This is a genomic window from Nonomuraea aurantiaca, from assembly GCF_020215705.1.
Classification (GTDB): domain Bacteria; phylum Actinomycetota; class Actinomycetes; order Streptosporangiales; family Streptosporangiaceae; genus Nonomuraea; species Nonomuraea aurantiaca.
In genome coordinates this window covers 45,617-58,509 of record NZ_JAIWNB010000005.1, presented here as the reverse complement: position 1 = coordinate 58,509, position 12,893 = coordinate 45,617, and the positions used below count along the sequence as shown (strand labels likewise).

The following is a 12,893-nucleotide window of genomic DNA, read 5'->3' as shown; positions in this document are numbered from 1 at the left end:
CTCACGACGCCAGCCGGGACAGCGCCAGGGAGGCGTACAGGGCGGCGCCGTCCGGCAGCACGGAGTCGTCGAACTGCGCCTCGGGGGAGTGGTTGTACGGCGCGGTGGCCGGGTCCCGGTCGGGCGGGCAGGCTCCCAGGAAGACGAACGCCCCCGGGACGGCCTCCAGCACGTACGAGAAGTCCTCCGAGCCCATCACCGGCTGCGGCGAGACGAAGTAGCGCCCGGGCCCGAACAGCTCGTCGGCGGTCCTGGAGACGAAATCCGTCTCGGTGGGATCGTTCACGGTGACCGGGTAGCCCATGCCGAACGACGTCTCGACCGACAGCCCGTGCGCGGCCGCGACGCCCTCGACCACCTCCACCAGCCGCCGCTTCACCAGCGTCCGGTTGCCCGGCGAGAACGTGCGCACTGTCGCCTCGAAGCGCGCCTCGTCCGGGATCACGTTGTCGGCCGTGCCCCCGTGGAAGGAACCGACCGTGACCACGACGGGGTCGAACACGTCGAACGTCCTGGTCACCATCGCCTGCAGCGATGTCACCATCTCGCAGCCCGCCTGGATGGGGTCGAGCGCCCGGTGCGGGCTGGAGCCGTGCCCGCCGCGCCCCTTCACCGTCACCTCGAACACGTCGGCCGCGGCCATGAGCGGTCCGGGCCGGGAGGCGAACAGGCCCGGGGGCAGCATCGACGAGACGACGTGCATCCCGTACGCGGCGACGGGCCGCGCGCCCGCCGCGTCGAGCACGCCCTCCTCGATCATGTGCTTGGCGCCCTCGTGGCCCTCCTCACCCGGCTGGAACATGAAGATGACGTCCCCGGCCAGCTCCGCGCGCCGCGCGCTGAGCAGGTGCGCGGCGCCGGCGAGCATGGTGGTGTGCAGGTCGTGGCCGCACGCGTGCATCTGCCCGTCGATCTGCGAGCGGTAGGGCAGATCATTGCGCTCGGTGACCGGCAGCGCGTCCATGTCGCCGCGCAGCAGCACCGCCGGGCCCGGCCGGCCGCCCCTGAGCACGGCGGTGATCGAGCTGAGCGCCTTGCCGGTGGTGATCTCCAGGGGCAGCCCGTCGAGCGCGGCGAGGACCTTCTCCTGGGTGCGCGGCAGCGCGAGGCCGATCTCAGGAGTGGTGTGCAGTGACCGACGCAGCCGGACGAGCTCGTCCCGCAGGTCGCGCGCGGATTCAGTGAACGACATGAACAACATTCTTCATGTGCTGGTCGGGAAGTCGATAAGGGACACTCTGTACGATGGGCCGCGTGACTCAGCGTAAGCGGATCAACTCCTGGCTTTCCGACATGGACGGCGTCCTCGTACACGAGGGCAGGCCCGTCCCGGGTGCGGATGTGTTCATCAAGCGGCTCAGCGAGTCCGGCAAGAAATTCCGGGTGCTGACGAACAACTCCATCTACACCCAGCGGGACCTGTCGGTGCGTCTGGCGAACGCCGGTCTGGAGGTGCCCGCCGAGTCGATCTGGACCTCGGCGCTGGCCACCGCCCAGTTCCTCGACGACCAGCGGCCGGGCGGCTCCGCCTACGTGATCGGCGAGGCCGGGCTGACCACCGCGCTGCACGAGGTCGGGTACGTGCTGACCGACCTCGACCCTGACTACGTGGTGCTCGGCGAGACGCGTACCTACAGCTTCACCCAGATCACCCGGGCGATCCGCCTCATCGAGGGCGGCGCCCGCTTCATCGCCACGAACCCGGACCCGGTCGGCCCGTCCACCGAGGGCTCACTGCCCGCCTGCGGCGCGGTCGCCGCGATGATCACCAAGGCCACCGACGTCGAGCCCTACTTCGTCGGCAAGCCCAACCCGCGGATGATGCGCAGCGCGCTCAACGAGATCGAGGCCCACAGCGAGACCACCGCGATGATCGGCGACCGGATGGACACCGACATCGTGTGCGGGATGGAGGCCGGGCTCTACACGATCCTGGTGCTCACCGGCGTCACCCAGCGAGAGCAGATCGACCGCTTCCCGTTCCGGCCGTCGCTGGTCGTCGACTCGGTGGCGGACCTCATAGATCTGATCTGATCCTGACACTTGGTGGCAGGTAAGCCTGGCAAGGTGCCCCGTATGACGCATATCTACCTGGAGGTCGGCCCCAAGAAGGTCTTCGCCTGCTCGCTGGAGTGGCCCGGCTGGTGCCGCGTGGCCAAGGGTGAGGAGGCGGCCATCGACCTGCTCGTGGACTACGCGCCCCGCTACCGGCCGATCGCCGAGCGGGCCGGGCTGCCGTTCGAGCCGGGCGATCCCGTGGTGGTCGCCCGCGAGCCGGGCAGCGAGATGACCGACTTCGGCGCGCCGTTCGCGATCCCCGAGCTCGACCAGGAGCCGATCGACGCCGAGACCGCGCGCCGCCGGGTGGCGCTGCTGCGCGCCGCCTGGGAGCTGTTCGACGAGGTCGCCGCCGAGTCGCCGGAGGACCTGCGCAAGGGCCCGCGGGGCGGCGGGCGCGACCTGTCGAAGGTCGTGGCGCACGTCGTGGAGGCGGAGCGCTCCTACGCCCGGAAGGTGGACGTACGGTACAAGCCCTACAAGAACCCGGCGGACCGCGACGCCATGCGCGAGGAGCTGGCCGAGGTGCTGTCACGCCCCTGGCAGCCGCCGCAGACCACCGGCTGGCCGCCCGCCTACGCCGTGCGGCGCACGGCCTGGCACGTCATCGACCATCTGTGGGAGATCGAGGACCGCCGATGAGGCGCGGCAGCGCGCTGATGTTGCGCGACAGGTAGGCGGCCACGGCCTCGGGGACGACGTGCCGCGAGGTGATCTCCGTCTTCCGCAGCGGCAGCCGTACGACCTCGTAGACGCCGCGCGACGGGTCCTCGAACTCGGGCCCGTGCCGCAGGGCCGGGTCCATGTCGATGAGACGGCAGCCATATACGTGCTGAGTCTTGACCTCGCCCTGCCACGGATAGGTGACCGTGGTCAGCGGGGTCACGCCCGAGACCGTCGCGCCCAGCTCCTCCAGCAGTTCCCTGTGCAGCGTGTGCTCCAGGGTCGCGTCCTGAGGCTCGACGTGGCCGCCGGGTACGGACCAGTAGACCTGGCGCCCCGGCACCGTCCGGCGGAAGATCACCAATCGCTCGTCATGATCAAGAAGGACACCACGGACGCTCGGTCGCATACGACCACCCTATTTGGCCGCTATGACCTTGGGGTAGCCTAACTTACGGTACCGTAACCTACAGGGAGACGATCTTGATGGCGATGACGCAGACGCAACTTCTGCACGAGCTGGAGCCCGTGGTCGCCGGGGAGCTGGACCGCCACAACTCGATGGCGAAAGAGTGGTTCCCGCACGAGTACATTCCGTGGAGCGAAGGCCGCGACTTCGACGGCGTCTATGGCGGCGAGGCTTGGCAGGACAGCGACTCGAAGCTGCCCGAGGCCGCCCGGATCTCGCTCATCGTCAACCTCCTCACCGAGGACAACCTGCCCAGCTACCACCACGAGATCGCCACCACGTTCGGCCGGGACGGCGCCTGGGGCACCTGGGTGCACCGCTGGACCGCCGAGGAGGGCCGGCACGGCGTCGCGATCCGCGACTACCTCACGGTGACGCGCGCGGTCGACCCGGTCGCGCTGGAGCGCGCCCGCATGACGCACATGGAGTCGGGCTTCATCACCGAGTACGGCACCATGCTGGAGCAGCTCGCCTACGTCTCCTTCCAGGAGCTGGCCACCCGCATCGCGCACCGCAACACCGGCCGGGCCTCCGGCGACGAGGGCTGCGAGCGGCTGCTGGCCAGGATCGCCGCCGACGAGAACCTGCACATGCTCTTCTACCGCAACCTGCTCAAGGCCGCCTTCGAGCTGGACCCCAACCAGACCATGCGCGCCGTGACCGACGTCGTGAAGACCTTCCAGATGCCCGGCTCCAGCATCGAGGGCTTCACCCGCAAGGCGATGATCATCGCCCACGAGGGCATCTACGACCTGCGCCTGCACCTCGACGACGTGCTCATGCCGGTGCTGAAGCAGTGGGCGGTGTTCGACAAGACCGGCCTCGACGCGAGTGGGGAGCAGGCCCGGGAGGAGCTGGCCGAGTTCCTGGCCAAGACCGAGACGACGGCGGCCAGGTTCGTCGAGCGCCGGGCCGAGCGCAAGGCTCGCGCCGCCATGCGCTGATCGAGCCTCCGGGCCGTTTGCCGATCACCAGCCGTAGCCGAACGGTTCGCGCGGGCGGTAAGGGGCCTCCAGGCGGGCGACCTCGTCAGGGGTGAGGACGAGGTCCACGGCGGCGAGCGCGTCGTCGAGGTGGCCGGGGCGCGTCGCCCCCACGATCGGCGCGGCGACGGCGCTCGCCGCACGCCCGCCCGCCGTGCCGTCGCCGGGCTTCTCGCCGAGCAGCCAGGCCAGGGCCACCCGCGCGGGCGGCACGCCGCGCTCCCCGGCGACGGCCCGCAGAGCCGCCACGACGCCGTCGTTCTCGGGCGCCCGGTCCTCGTGGGCCGCCCTGGCGGTGGCCCGCCCTTCCCGGCCGGCCAGCAGGCCCCGGGCGAGCGGACTGTAGGGCAGCACGCCCAGCCCCTGGTCGGCACAGTAGGGGAGCACCTCGCGCTCCTCCTCCCGGTAGGCGAGGTTGTAGCGGGTCTGCATCGATACGAACCGGGTCAACCCTGCCGCCTTCGCCACGTGCTGCGCCTTGGCCAGCTGCCAGCCGTACATGAGGGAAGCCCCGATATAGCGGGCCTTGCCCGCCCTGACCACGTCATCCAGGGCCCGCATGGTCTCCTCGACGGGCGTCTCGTCGTCCCAGCGGTGGATCTGGTAGAGATCCACGTGGTCGGTGCCCAGCCGCCGCAGTGACGCGTCGATCGAGTCCAGGATGTGCTTGCGCGACAACCCGCGATCGTTGATCCCCTCGCCCATGGGGTAACCGACCTTGGTCGCCAGCACGTAGTCGTCGCGACGGTCGAAGAGCCGGCGCAGCAGGCTGCCGGTGATCTCCTCGCTGACGCCGCCGGAGTACATGTCGGCGGTGTCGAAGAAGGTCACCCCGCCCTCCACCGCCCGGCGCACGATCGGCTCGGCGGCCTCCTCGGGCAGGAACCAGGGCGAGTGCGCCGGGTCGCCGTAGCTCATCATGCCCAGGCCGATCCGCGACACCTTCAGCCCCGACGTTCCCACGCGTACGTAGTCCATGGGTCCATCATCCGGTAAGCCCGTGCCCCCTCTTGACCCGGAGATGGTCTTGGACATCCCCGACATCGGGAAGGTTCCCGACTACGGGCCACACATCAACATCCCTGGGAGTGAAGGGTGAGAATCTTCGGGATCGCCGCGAGCCTCCACGCGGGATCGTTCATCACCAGGCTGCTGGAGGCGATGGAGGGTGAGCTGCCCCGGGGAGCACGCCTGGAGTGCTGGCGGGGGCTCGGCACGGTTCCGCCCCACTCCCTCGGTCCCGTGCCGGAGCAGGTCGGGGGCCTGCTCCGCAAGCTGGACGAGTCCGACGCGGTGCTGCTCACCGCCCCCGAGCACAGCCTGCTGCCGGCCGAGCTGGGTCACGCGCTGCGCTGGATGTCGAGCGGCGGGCGCCTGGCGGGCAAGCACGTTGCCGTGATGAGCGCCAGCGTGCGCGCCTGCGGCGCCATGTGGGCGCAGGCCGAGCTGTTCAAGGAGCTCACCGGCGCGGGCGCGGTCGTGATGGGCACCGAGCTGGTCCTCTCGCCCACCTGCCCGCACTTCGACGACCAGGGCCGTCTGACGGCGCTCTACCTGCGCGACCAGGTACGGGAGGTGGTCGGCCAGCTCTGCCCCGTACCGCACAGGACGCGGCCCGTGTTCACGCCCCGGCTCGTCCTGGCAGGACCTTCGGCATAATCCCGGCTCATGGGTCAGGGGCTGCGGCGCAGGCGCTTGACGTCGGAGCGGAGCTTCTTGGTGGCGATGCGACGCTCGACCGAGCCCCGGCTGGGCTTGGTGGCGCGGCGGCGCTTGGGCGGAGGCGCGATGGCCTCGCGGATGCGCTGGGCCAGGCGCTGTTCGGCGGCCTCGCGGTTGCGCAGCTGGGAGCGGTATTCAGACGCGGCGATGGTGATCGTAGGGGAGCCGAGCCGATCGAGGGCACGGGCCTTGAGCTCCGGCGGCAGCGCCGTGGTGGCGGACACGTCGAAGACGAGCTCGACCCGGCTGTCCGTGGTGTTGACGCCCTGGCCGCCCGGGCCTGACGAGCGGGAGAAACGCCAGACGAGCTCGGCGTCCGGGATGACGACCGAGTCGTTGACGACCAGCGGGCCGGGCATGGCGGGGTGCTCCTGTTCCTTCGACGTTGAATGTCACCGTATCTGAGCTACATATGCCGGAAGCAATGGGATTTTCAATCGCTGACGCCGCTGCGACTATGGAATCAACGATCTGTGGGGGAGGCCGATTCCGTGGTGCACGTGACGGCGGTGCAGATAGCCCTGGTGCACGTGTCGGCGACGCAGATAGCTGTGACGGTGCCCCTGGCCATCGCCTCCGCCACTGGATTCCTGCTGCTCCGCTGCCAGGGCAAGGGCCGGCCGTTCGGGCCCGGCGGCTGGTGGCTGGCGGTCGTCATCATCCTGCTGACCGGGCTGGTCTCCTCGGCTGTGGCGCTGGTGGGCGGTGAGCTGCTGAACAACTACCTGTCCACGGTGCTGGGCGCGGTCGCGCCGGGCGGCCTGTGGCTGAGCCAGGTGCGCTCCCGCGAGGATGACCGGCGCTCGCTGGCCAAGGAGGCGGCGACGTTCTGGCTGGTGTCGCTGCTGGCCAAGCTCGACCAGGCGATGGCCGAGGACCAGCGGGTCTGGTGCGAGAAGCGGGTCGACGACTCGTGGAGCGTGTACGAGCTGAGCCTGGCCGCCAACCGCTATCACGAGCGCATCGGCGAGCGGCTCTCGCCGGAGGAGCGCAGGAAGGAGCGGGTGCACGCCAGGCTCGACGCGATCGAGCGGCGGCTGGACGTGGCCGCGCTGGTCGAGGACGGGGCGTCGCGCTCCAAGGTGATCACCGCGCTGCGCGGCTCCCGGCACACGCGGCTGGCCAGGTATGAGCGCTATATCAATGATCTGACCCGGTTACACGGCATCCTGCGGCACGACGCCGAGAACGACGTGCTGCGGCTGCTGGCCTCGGCCTATCGGAGCGGATATCGGTCGCTGCCCAGGTTCGTGCCGCCGACGCGGTCGCGAATCGCCACGACGCTCAGGCCCCACCCATGAGACGCGCCGCTCACGTCTCACCTATGAGAGCCGCGAGTCTCCTCGACGAGCAGGATGGACTCCTCCTCGGCCTCGCTCAGCGTGAACTCGATGCGGGCCCCTAGCGCCTTGACGACGGAGTCGAGAGTGCGGAGCGTGAGATTCTCGTCCCCCGACAGGATCTGGCTCACCCTGCCCGGCGACACACCCATCGAGGCGGCCAGATCGGCCCGCGAGACCTTGTGCTCACGCATATACCACGTGATCTCGTCGACGGCGTCCTGGGCGAGACCGCCCGGGCTCACCTCGTCAGGCATGCTCCGGCGAAAGGCCATCTCGGTCTCGCTCTCAGCGGTCGGTTCCTGGTGACTTCACTTTAGCTCTACCTAAACCTTTAGGCAAGACTAAACCGGCAAACGATTTGCAAGTGAGGTGTGTCACGATCCCTGGGAATCACGGGGAAACTGGGAGGGCGCTGTGGCGGGCATCGTCGGCGTGCACGGGATCGGCAAGTACAACTACTACGTGGCGGCGGGCAACTCCGCGACGGGGGCGGCGGAGGCGATGCGCCTCAAGTGGGACCGCTACCTGCAGGCGGCGCTCGGGGGAGAGAGCCGGGCGTACTTCAGCGAGGTGGCCTACTTCTCCCACCTGCTGCACGACCGCCGGCCCGAGGAGGGCCCGCAGGCGTTCGCCGGTATGAAGGGCTCCGCCCAGCAGGTGCTCGTCGGCTGGGCCAGGAACATGGGTCTGGGGGAGCGCTTCACCGGAGCGCTCAAGCTGTTCACCGGGTGGCTGCTGGCCCGGCTCGACAGCCGGTCGGCGGCGTTCGCGTCGCTGTTCGCGCCGGAGGTGGCCGCCTACCTGACCGACCCGGCCCGGCGCGAGAGGTGCCAGGAGGCCGTCCGCGACACGATCAGGAAGCACAGCCCCCGGGTGGTGATCGCCCATTCGCTGGGCAGCGTGGTGGCCTACGAGACGCTCTGGGCCAACCCCGACCTCGAGGTGGAGCTGCTCATCACCCTCGGCAGCCCGCTGGGCATGCGCAACGTGATCTTCGAGCGCCTCCTGCCCGCACCGATCAACGGCCTCGGCTGCCGGCCCGCCGGCGTCAAGCGCTGGGTGAACATCGCCGACAAGGACGACATCGCGGCCATCCCACCCGATCTGTGCGGCAGCTTCACCGGCGTGGACGTGGAGGAGCTCGTCAATCTCGACTGGATCGATTTTCACACCGCCGAGAAATACCTGGGTTGCCCGGCGCTCGACCCGCATCTGCGACCATTCCTGCCATGACGTGGATTGTGTTCGACTACGGCAACGTGCTGTCCCTGCCCCAGTCCGAGTCCGACGCCGACGAGATGGCCCAGGCGGTGAACGCCGATCCCGAGGCGTTCAAGCGGGGCTACTGGGAGCACCGCCTGGAGTTCGACCGGGCGGCACTGTCTCCGGCCGCCTACTGGTCGGCGGTGCTCGGCCGGCCGGCCGCCATCGCCGAGATCGCCCGGCTGGTCGCGATGGACGTGGCCAGCTGGGCCTACCCGGACGAGGGGACGGTCGCCATCCTGAACGATCTCCTGGACGACGGCGGCAACGTGGCCCTGCTGTCCAACGCGCCCGCCTGCCTGGCCGACGGCCTGGACGGCCTGCCCTGGATCGCGAACATCAAGCACCGCTTCTACAGCGGCAGGATAGGCCTGGTGAAGCCGGACCGGGAGATCTTCGACCGGATGGCGGCCGACCTCGGCGCCGACCCGGCCGAGATCGTGTTCATCGACGACCGGGCGGAGAACGTGGCCGGGGCCGAGCGCGCGGGCATGACGGGCGTGCGCTTCACCTCCGCCGAGGCGCTGCGGGAGGCGCTCAAGGGGTAAGGCGTTCAGGTGTGAGGCGTTCAAGGTGTGAGGCGTGTTAATCGAGCGGCGGATTATCTCTTATGTGATTTATGGTGTCTCAAATGGAAAGCGCCTTTAACGTCGATCTGCGCGGTGTGGTCGACCTGCTCAGCCGCCATCTGTACTCGAGCCCCCGCGTGTACGTTCGCGAGCTCCTCCAGAACGCGGCCGACGCGATCACCGCCCGCCGGGCGGTCGACCCGGAGGCGCCCGCCATCGTGACCATCGAGGTGGCCGATGGGCGGCTCAGCGTGCACGACACCGGCATCGGCCTCACCGAGGACGAGGTCCACGTGCTCCTGGCCACCATCGGCCGCTCCTCCAAGCGCGACGAGCTGGGCTTCGCCCGGCACGAGTTCCTCGGCCAGTTCGGCATCGGCCTGCTGTCCGGCTTCCTGGTGGCCGATGAGATCAGCGTGCGTACCAGGTCGGCGAGGGGCGGCCCGACCGTGCTCTGGACCGGACGCTCCGACGGCCGCTACGAGGTGGCGCCGGCGGGGGAGGAGCGGGACGAGCCGGGCACCACGGTCACCCTCGTGGCGCGGCCGGACGCCGCCGAGTGGGTGACGGAGCGGACGATCACCGAGCTGGCGGAGCTGTACGGCTCGCTCCTGCCGATCGACGTCACCGTGAACGGCCGCCGCACCACCATCGGCGCCCCGCCCTGGCTGGCAAAGCACGCATCCCCCGCTATAAGACGGAATTTCCTGCAAAAGCATGGCGCGGAGCTGTTCGGGTTCACTCCGCTCGACGTCGTCGACCTCCACGTCCCCGAAGCCGGGCTCACCGGCGTGGCCTACATCCTGCCCACTCCGGCGAACCCGGCCGTCCGCGGCGGCCACCGCGTCTACCTCAAGCGCATGCTCCTCACCGAGAGCGCCGACGGCCTGCTGCCCGACTGGGCGTTCTTCGCCCGCGGCGTCGTCGACGCGGCCGAACTGCGGCCCACCGCCAGCCGCGAGGCGCTCTACGAGGACGACCTCCTCGAACACACCCGCCTGGAGCTCGGCCGCCAACTGCGTGCCTGGCTGGTCCGGCTGGCCGAGACCGACCCCGACGGCCTGCGCGCCTTCCTGGGTCTGCACCACCTGGGTGTCAAGGCCCTGGCCCTGCACGACGACGAGATGCTGAGGCTGGTCGATCAATGGCTGGAGTATGAGACCAGCGCCGGGCGGATGACGCTCGCCCAGTTCAGGACGAGGCACCCGAACGGCCGCTACACCACCAGCGTCGACGAGTTCCGCCAGCTCGCGGCCGTTTCCGGCGCGCAGGGCGTCGGCCTGGTCAACGGCGGCTATGTTTACGACGGCGAGATCCTGCCCCGCCTCACCCGCATCGACCCGGACGCCCGGCTGGCCCGCCTCGACCCCGCCGAGCTGGCCACCCACCTGAGCCCGCCGGACCCCGAGGCGGAACTGCGCGCCCGCCCCTTCCTCGGTGCCGCCGGGCGGGTGCTCGACCCGCTCGGTTGCGAGGTGGTGCTGCGCGACTTCGACCCGGCCTCGCTGCCCGCCCTCTACCTGACCAGCCGCGCGGCCCAGCACCACGCCGAGCTGCGCGAGGCCCGCGACGTGGGCGACGAGCTCTGGGCCGACGTGCTCGGCGCGATGGAGCGCACGCTGGCGGTGGACCGGCCCAGGCTGGTGCTCAATCACCGCAACCCGCTGGTCCGCCGCGTCACCGGGCTGCCGGACCTGACGCTGGCCGCCACCGCCGTCGAGGCGCTGTACGGCATGGCGCTGCTCCATGGGCACCATCCGCTGCGGCCCGCCGACACCGCGGCGCTCAACCGCTCGTTCCTGGGCCTGCTCGACTGGGCCGTGCAAGGGGGCACGCATGACTGACCAGGTCGAGACGCTGCTGGCGGAGGCGGCGCGCCTGCCGTACGGGGAGGCCAGGACCGTGCTGGCCGAGCGGGCGCTGCGCGAGGCCGAGGCGCTGCGCGAGCCGGAGCCGGCGATCGCGGCGCGGCTCGCGCTCACCCAGGCCTACCAGTACGGCGGTGAGCCCGCGAAGTCGTTCGCCACCTTCTCCCGGACCGTGGCCGCCTACGACGCCGAGCCCGGTCGGTTCACCGAGTGGCAGGCGCGCAGGGTGCTCTGGCAGTTCAAGTGGATCATGAGCGACATGCGCAGGTTCCCGGAGATCCCGCTGCGGCGGACGCTCGACGCCCTGGACGACATGGAGCGGCGCTACCGCGAGGCCGGGGCGCCCCAGGCCGTGTACGCGCAGCGCTGCCGCGTCGCGCTCCACCTCGGCGACGAACCGGCCGTCGAGGAGTGGCTGCACCGCTGGGAGACCACGCCGCGCGACGACCTGTCCGACTGCCGCGCCTGCGACCTCGGCGGCAGGGCGTACGCGCTGGCGTCGCTGGGCCGGTACGAGGAGGCCGTGGCCGTCGGCGGGCCCGTCGTCGCGGGCGAGTTCTCCTGCGGAGTGCAGCCGCAGAGCGTCCTGTGCACCCTGCTCACGCCGTACCTCAAGACCGGGCACCTGGACGAGGCCGCGGAGGCGCACCGCCGGGCGTACCGGATTGTGCAGGGACAGATCGGATATCTGGACGACATCGGCGACCACCTGGAATTCTGCGCGCTGACCGGGAACGAGACGCGCGGGTTGGAGATCCTGGAGCGAGAGCTGCCGCTGCTGGAGCGGCCGCCGTCGCCGGCGCAGGCCCGCTCGTTCATGACGGGCGCCGCGCTGGTGCTGCGCCGCCTGATGGAGACGGGCCACGACGGGCTCACCGTACGGCGGGCCGGCCGCGACGTGCCGATGCCGGAGCTGCACGAGGAACTGGCGGCCGGGGCGCGGGAGATCGCGGCCCGCTTCGACGTCCGAAACGGCGACGACGTCCACACGCGTCGCCTGGCGGCCACGCTGGCGGCCGAGCCGCTGGTCGCCCACCTCCCATTCGTCTCACCCGCCCGCCGCGGCGAGCCGGACGGACGGATCGACACCGACAGCCGTACGGCGGTCCGCGCGCTGTTCGAGCTGGGCGAACACGAAGCCGGGCTGGCCGCCCTGCGCGAGGCGGGCGACCCGGCCGCGGCCATGGAGGCGGCCAAGGAGCTGGCCGACCTCGATCTGGACGTCGGGGCGGCACAGGCGTACGCGGCGGCGGCCGACCTCTACCGGGACGCCGGCGAGCTCCTCGCCGCAGGCTGCGCCATGAGGCTGCGCGCGAAGTGCGTCTACTTCGCCAGCGACGATCTCGCCGAGATCAGCGAGGCGTACGCCCAAGCCAGAGCAGCCCTGACCGCGGCGTCGGACATGGGACAGCCGGACGCGGGGCAGCGGCGGGAGGCGGCCTGGGAGCTGGCCGGGCTCGGCTACGACGAGGCCGTCGCCCTCGAGTGGGCCAAGTGCTACGAGGCCGCGGCCGAACGCTGCCAAGAAGCCCTCGACACCTATCTGGCCCTCGACGATCAGATAGCCGCCGTGCGAGCCCGCGAGCTTCTGGAAGGACTGCGGGAAGAGACGGAGCAGGAGGGCTGACGCTGTTCGTCTCCGTCACGGCTCTCTTACTCCGCAACACCAACCTCTTCGGCATCACCACCCCCGGCATCGATCCCGGACTTGCAGACTGGACCCAGGAGGCCGACGGCCGTTGCGGGTGACCGGGATCGACTGGGGGCTCGGGTGGGACAGAGGATCGCAGTCGCCGCCGCGTGGATGGTGGTCCCGGTCACCGGGTCAGCGTTTGCCCCACACCGCGCGGACCACTTCGGCCAGAGCGCGCAACACCCGTGCCGGACGGTCAGGTCTTTTTCGGCCCGGATGGCCGGACCATCATCTCCTCTTCGGACCAGGGCGTTGTCGACGC

Annotated in this window: 14 protein-coding genes; 9 read left to right on the top strand and 5 right to left on the bottom strand. The window is 70.4% G+C overall.

What is annotated here, in order from left to right:
- Position 1: 1 nt before the first annotated feature.
- Positions 2-1,192, bottom strand: coding sequence for a M20 metallopeptidase family protein (locus LDL49_RS14240; protein WP_225291504.1), 1,191 nt, complete (start codon positions 1,190-1,192; stop codon positions 2-4).
- 53 nt (positions 1,193-1,245) lie between these two features.
- Here LDL49_RS14240 and LDL49_RS14235 point away from each other — a divergent pair, with 53 nt between their 5' ends.
- Together LDL49_RS14235 and LDL49_RS14230 are read left to right on the top strand one after the other, a co-directional pair.
- A complete protein-coding gene (locus LDL49_RS14235) occupies positions 1,246-2,034 on the top strand; it encodes an HAD-IIA family hydrolase (RefSeq protein WP_225291503.1) in 789 nt (262 codons plus the stop codon).
- 42 nt (positions 2,035-2,076) lie between these two features.
- Positions 2,077-2,700, top strand: a complete 624-nt coding sequence (locus tag LDL49_RS14230) for a DinB family protein (RefSeq protein ID WP_225291502.1) — start codon at positions 2,077-2,079, stop codon at positions 2,698-2,700.
- Here LDL49_RS14230 and LDL49_RS14225 read toward each other — a convergent pair.
- Positions 2,663-3,130 (bottom strand): NUDIX domain-containing protein, encoded by a 468-nt coding sequence (locus LDL49_RS14225; RefSeq protein ID WP_225291501.1) that lies wholly within the window; start codon positions 3,128-3,130, stop codon positions 2,663-2,665. The two genes, LDL49_RS14230 and LDL49_RS14225, sit on opposite strands and share 38 nt — an antisense overlap.
- Positions 3,131-3,207: 77 nt before the next feature.
- On the opposite strand from LDL49_RS14225, the gene LDL49_RS14220 reads away from it, so the two are divergent.
- Positions 3,208-4,134: an acyl-ACP desaturase gene (locus LDL49_RS14220; protein WP_225291500.1), complete on the top strand. Its 927-nt coding sequence runs from the start codon at positions 3,208-3,210 to the stop codon at positions 4,132-4,134.
- Between the two features lie 24 nt (positions 4,135-4,158).
- Here LDL49_RS14220 and LDL49_RS14215 read toward each other — a convergent pair whose 3' ends face one another.
- Positions 4,159-5,151, bottom strand: coding sequence for an aldo/keto reductase (locus tag LDL49_RS14215; protein WP_225291499.1), 993 nt, complete (start codon positions 5,149-5,151; stop codon positions 4,159-4,161).
- Positions 5,152-5,268: 117 nt separating this feature from the next.
- On the opposite strand from LDL49_RS14215, the gene LDL49_RS14210 reads away from it, so the two are divergent.
- The gene (locus tag LDL49_RS14210; RefSeq protein ID WP_225291498.1) at positions 5,269-5,832 is read left to right on the top strand and encodes an NADPH-dependent FMN reductase; all 564 of its coding nucleotides are present in this window, start codon (positions 5,269-5,271) and stop codon (positions 5,830-5,832) included.
- A 14-nt stretch (positions 5,833-5,846) separates the two neighbouring features.
- Here the strand turns inward: LDL49_RS14210 and arfB are convergent, their stop codons facing one another.
- On the bottom strand, positions 5,847-6,254 hold the full coding sequence (gene arfB, locus LDL49_RS14205; RefSeq protein WP_225291497.1) for an alternative ribosome rescue aminoacyl-tRNA hydrolase ArfB: 408 nt from the start codon (positions 6,252-6,254) through the stop codon (positions 5,847-5,849).
- A gap of 132 nt (positions 6,255-6,386) precedes the next feature.
- Here arfB and LDL49_RS14200 point away from each other — a divergent pair, with 132 nt between their 5' ends.
- Positions 6,387-7,196: a hypothetical protein gene (locus tag LDL49_RS14200; RefSeq protein WP_225291496.1), complete on the top strand. Its 810-nt coding sequence runs from the start codon at positions 6,387-6,389 to the stop codon at positions 7,194-7,196.
- 17 nt (positions 7,197-7,213) lie between these two features.
- On the opposite strand, the gene LDL49_RS14195 is transcribed toward LDL49_RS14200, so the two are convergent.
- Complete coding sequence (locus LDL49_RS14195) at positions 7,214-7,492, bottom strand: helix-turn-helix domain-containing protein (protein WP_225291495.1); 279 nt, start codon at positions 7,490-7,492, stop codon at positions 7,214-7,216.
- A 160-nt stretch (positions 7,493-7,652) separates the two neighbouring features.
- On the opposite strand from LDL49_RS14195, the gene LDL49_RS14190 reads away from it, so the two are divergent.
- From LDL49_RS14190 to LDL49_RS14175, 4 genes are all read left to right on the top strand, one after another.
- Entirely contained in the window at positions 7,653-8,471 is an 819-nt protein-coding gene (locus LDL49_RS14190; protein ID WP_225291494.1) for a hypothetical protein, read from the top strand.
- Complete coding sequence (locus LDL49_RS14185; RefSeq protein WP_225291493.1) at positions 8,468-9,049, top strand: HAD family hydrolase; 582 nt, start codon at positions 8,468-8,470, stop codon at positions 9,047-9,049. The genes LDL49_RS14190 and LDL49_RS14185 overlap by 4 nt, the downstream gene beginning before the upstream one ends.
- A gap of 83 nt (positions 9,050-9,132) precedes the next feature.
- Complete coding sequence (locus tag LDL49_RS14180; RefSeq protein ID WP_225291492.1) at positions 9,133-10,914, top strand: HSP90 family protein; 1,782 nt, start codon at positions 9,133-9,135, stop codon at positions 10,912-10,914.
- A complete protein-coding gene (locus LDL49_RS14175) occupies positions 10,907-12,565 on the top strand; it encodes a hypothetical protein (protein WP_225291491.1) in 1,659 nt (552 codons plus the stop codon). The genes LDL49_RS14180 and LDL49_RS14175 overlap by 8 nt, the downstream gene beginning before the upstream one ends.
- Positions 12,566-12,893: the final 328 nt, after the last annotated feature.

Bases quoted from the DNA above. Each gene is read 5' to 3' on its own strand.
- LDL49_RS14240 (WP_225291504.1), bottom strand. From the start codon at position 1,192: ATGTCGTTCACTGAATCCGCGCGCGACCTGCGGGACGAGCTCGTCCGG.
- LDL49_RS14235 (WP_225291503.1), top strand. From the start codon at position 1,246: ATGGGCCGCGTGACTCAGCGTAAGCGGATCAACTCCTGGCTTTCCGAC.
- LDL49_RS14230 (WP_225291502.1), top strand. From the start codon at position 2,077: ATGACGCATATCTACCTGGAGGTCGGCCCCAAGAAGGTCTTCGCCTGC.
- LDL49_RS14225 (WP_225291501.1), bottom strand. From the start codon at position 3,130: ATGCGACCGAGCGTCCGTGGTGTCCTTCTTGATCATGACGAGCGATTG.
- LDL49_RS14220 (WP_225291500.1), top strand. From the start codon at position 3,208: ATGGCGATGACGCAGACGCAACTTCTGCACGAGCTGGAGCCCGTGGTC.
- LDL49_RS14215 (WP_225291499.1), bottom strand. From the start codon at position 5,151: ATGGACTACGTACGCGTGGGAACGTCGGGGCTGAAGGTGTCGCGGATC.
- arfB (WP_225291497.1), bottom strand. From the start codon at position 6,254: ATGCCCGGCCCGCTGGTCGTCAACGACTCGGTCGTCATCCCGGACGCC.
- LDL49_RS14195 (WP_225291495.1), bottom strand. From the start codon at position 7,492: ATGCCTGACGAGGTGAGCCCGGGCGGTCTCGCCCAGGACGCCGTCGAC.
- LDL49_RS14185 (WP_225291493.1), top strand. From the start codon at position 8,468: ATGACGTGGATTGTGTTCGACTACGGCAACGTGCTGTCCCTGCCCCAG.
- LDL49_RS14180 (WP_225291492.1), top strand. From the start codon at position 9,133: ATGGAAAGCGCCTTTAACGTCGATCTGCGCGGTGTGGTCGACCTGCTC.
- LDL49_RS14175 (WP_225291491.1), top strand. From the start codon at position 10,907: ATGACTGACCAGGTCGAGACGCTGCTGGCGGAGGCGGCGCGCCTGCCG.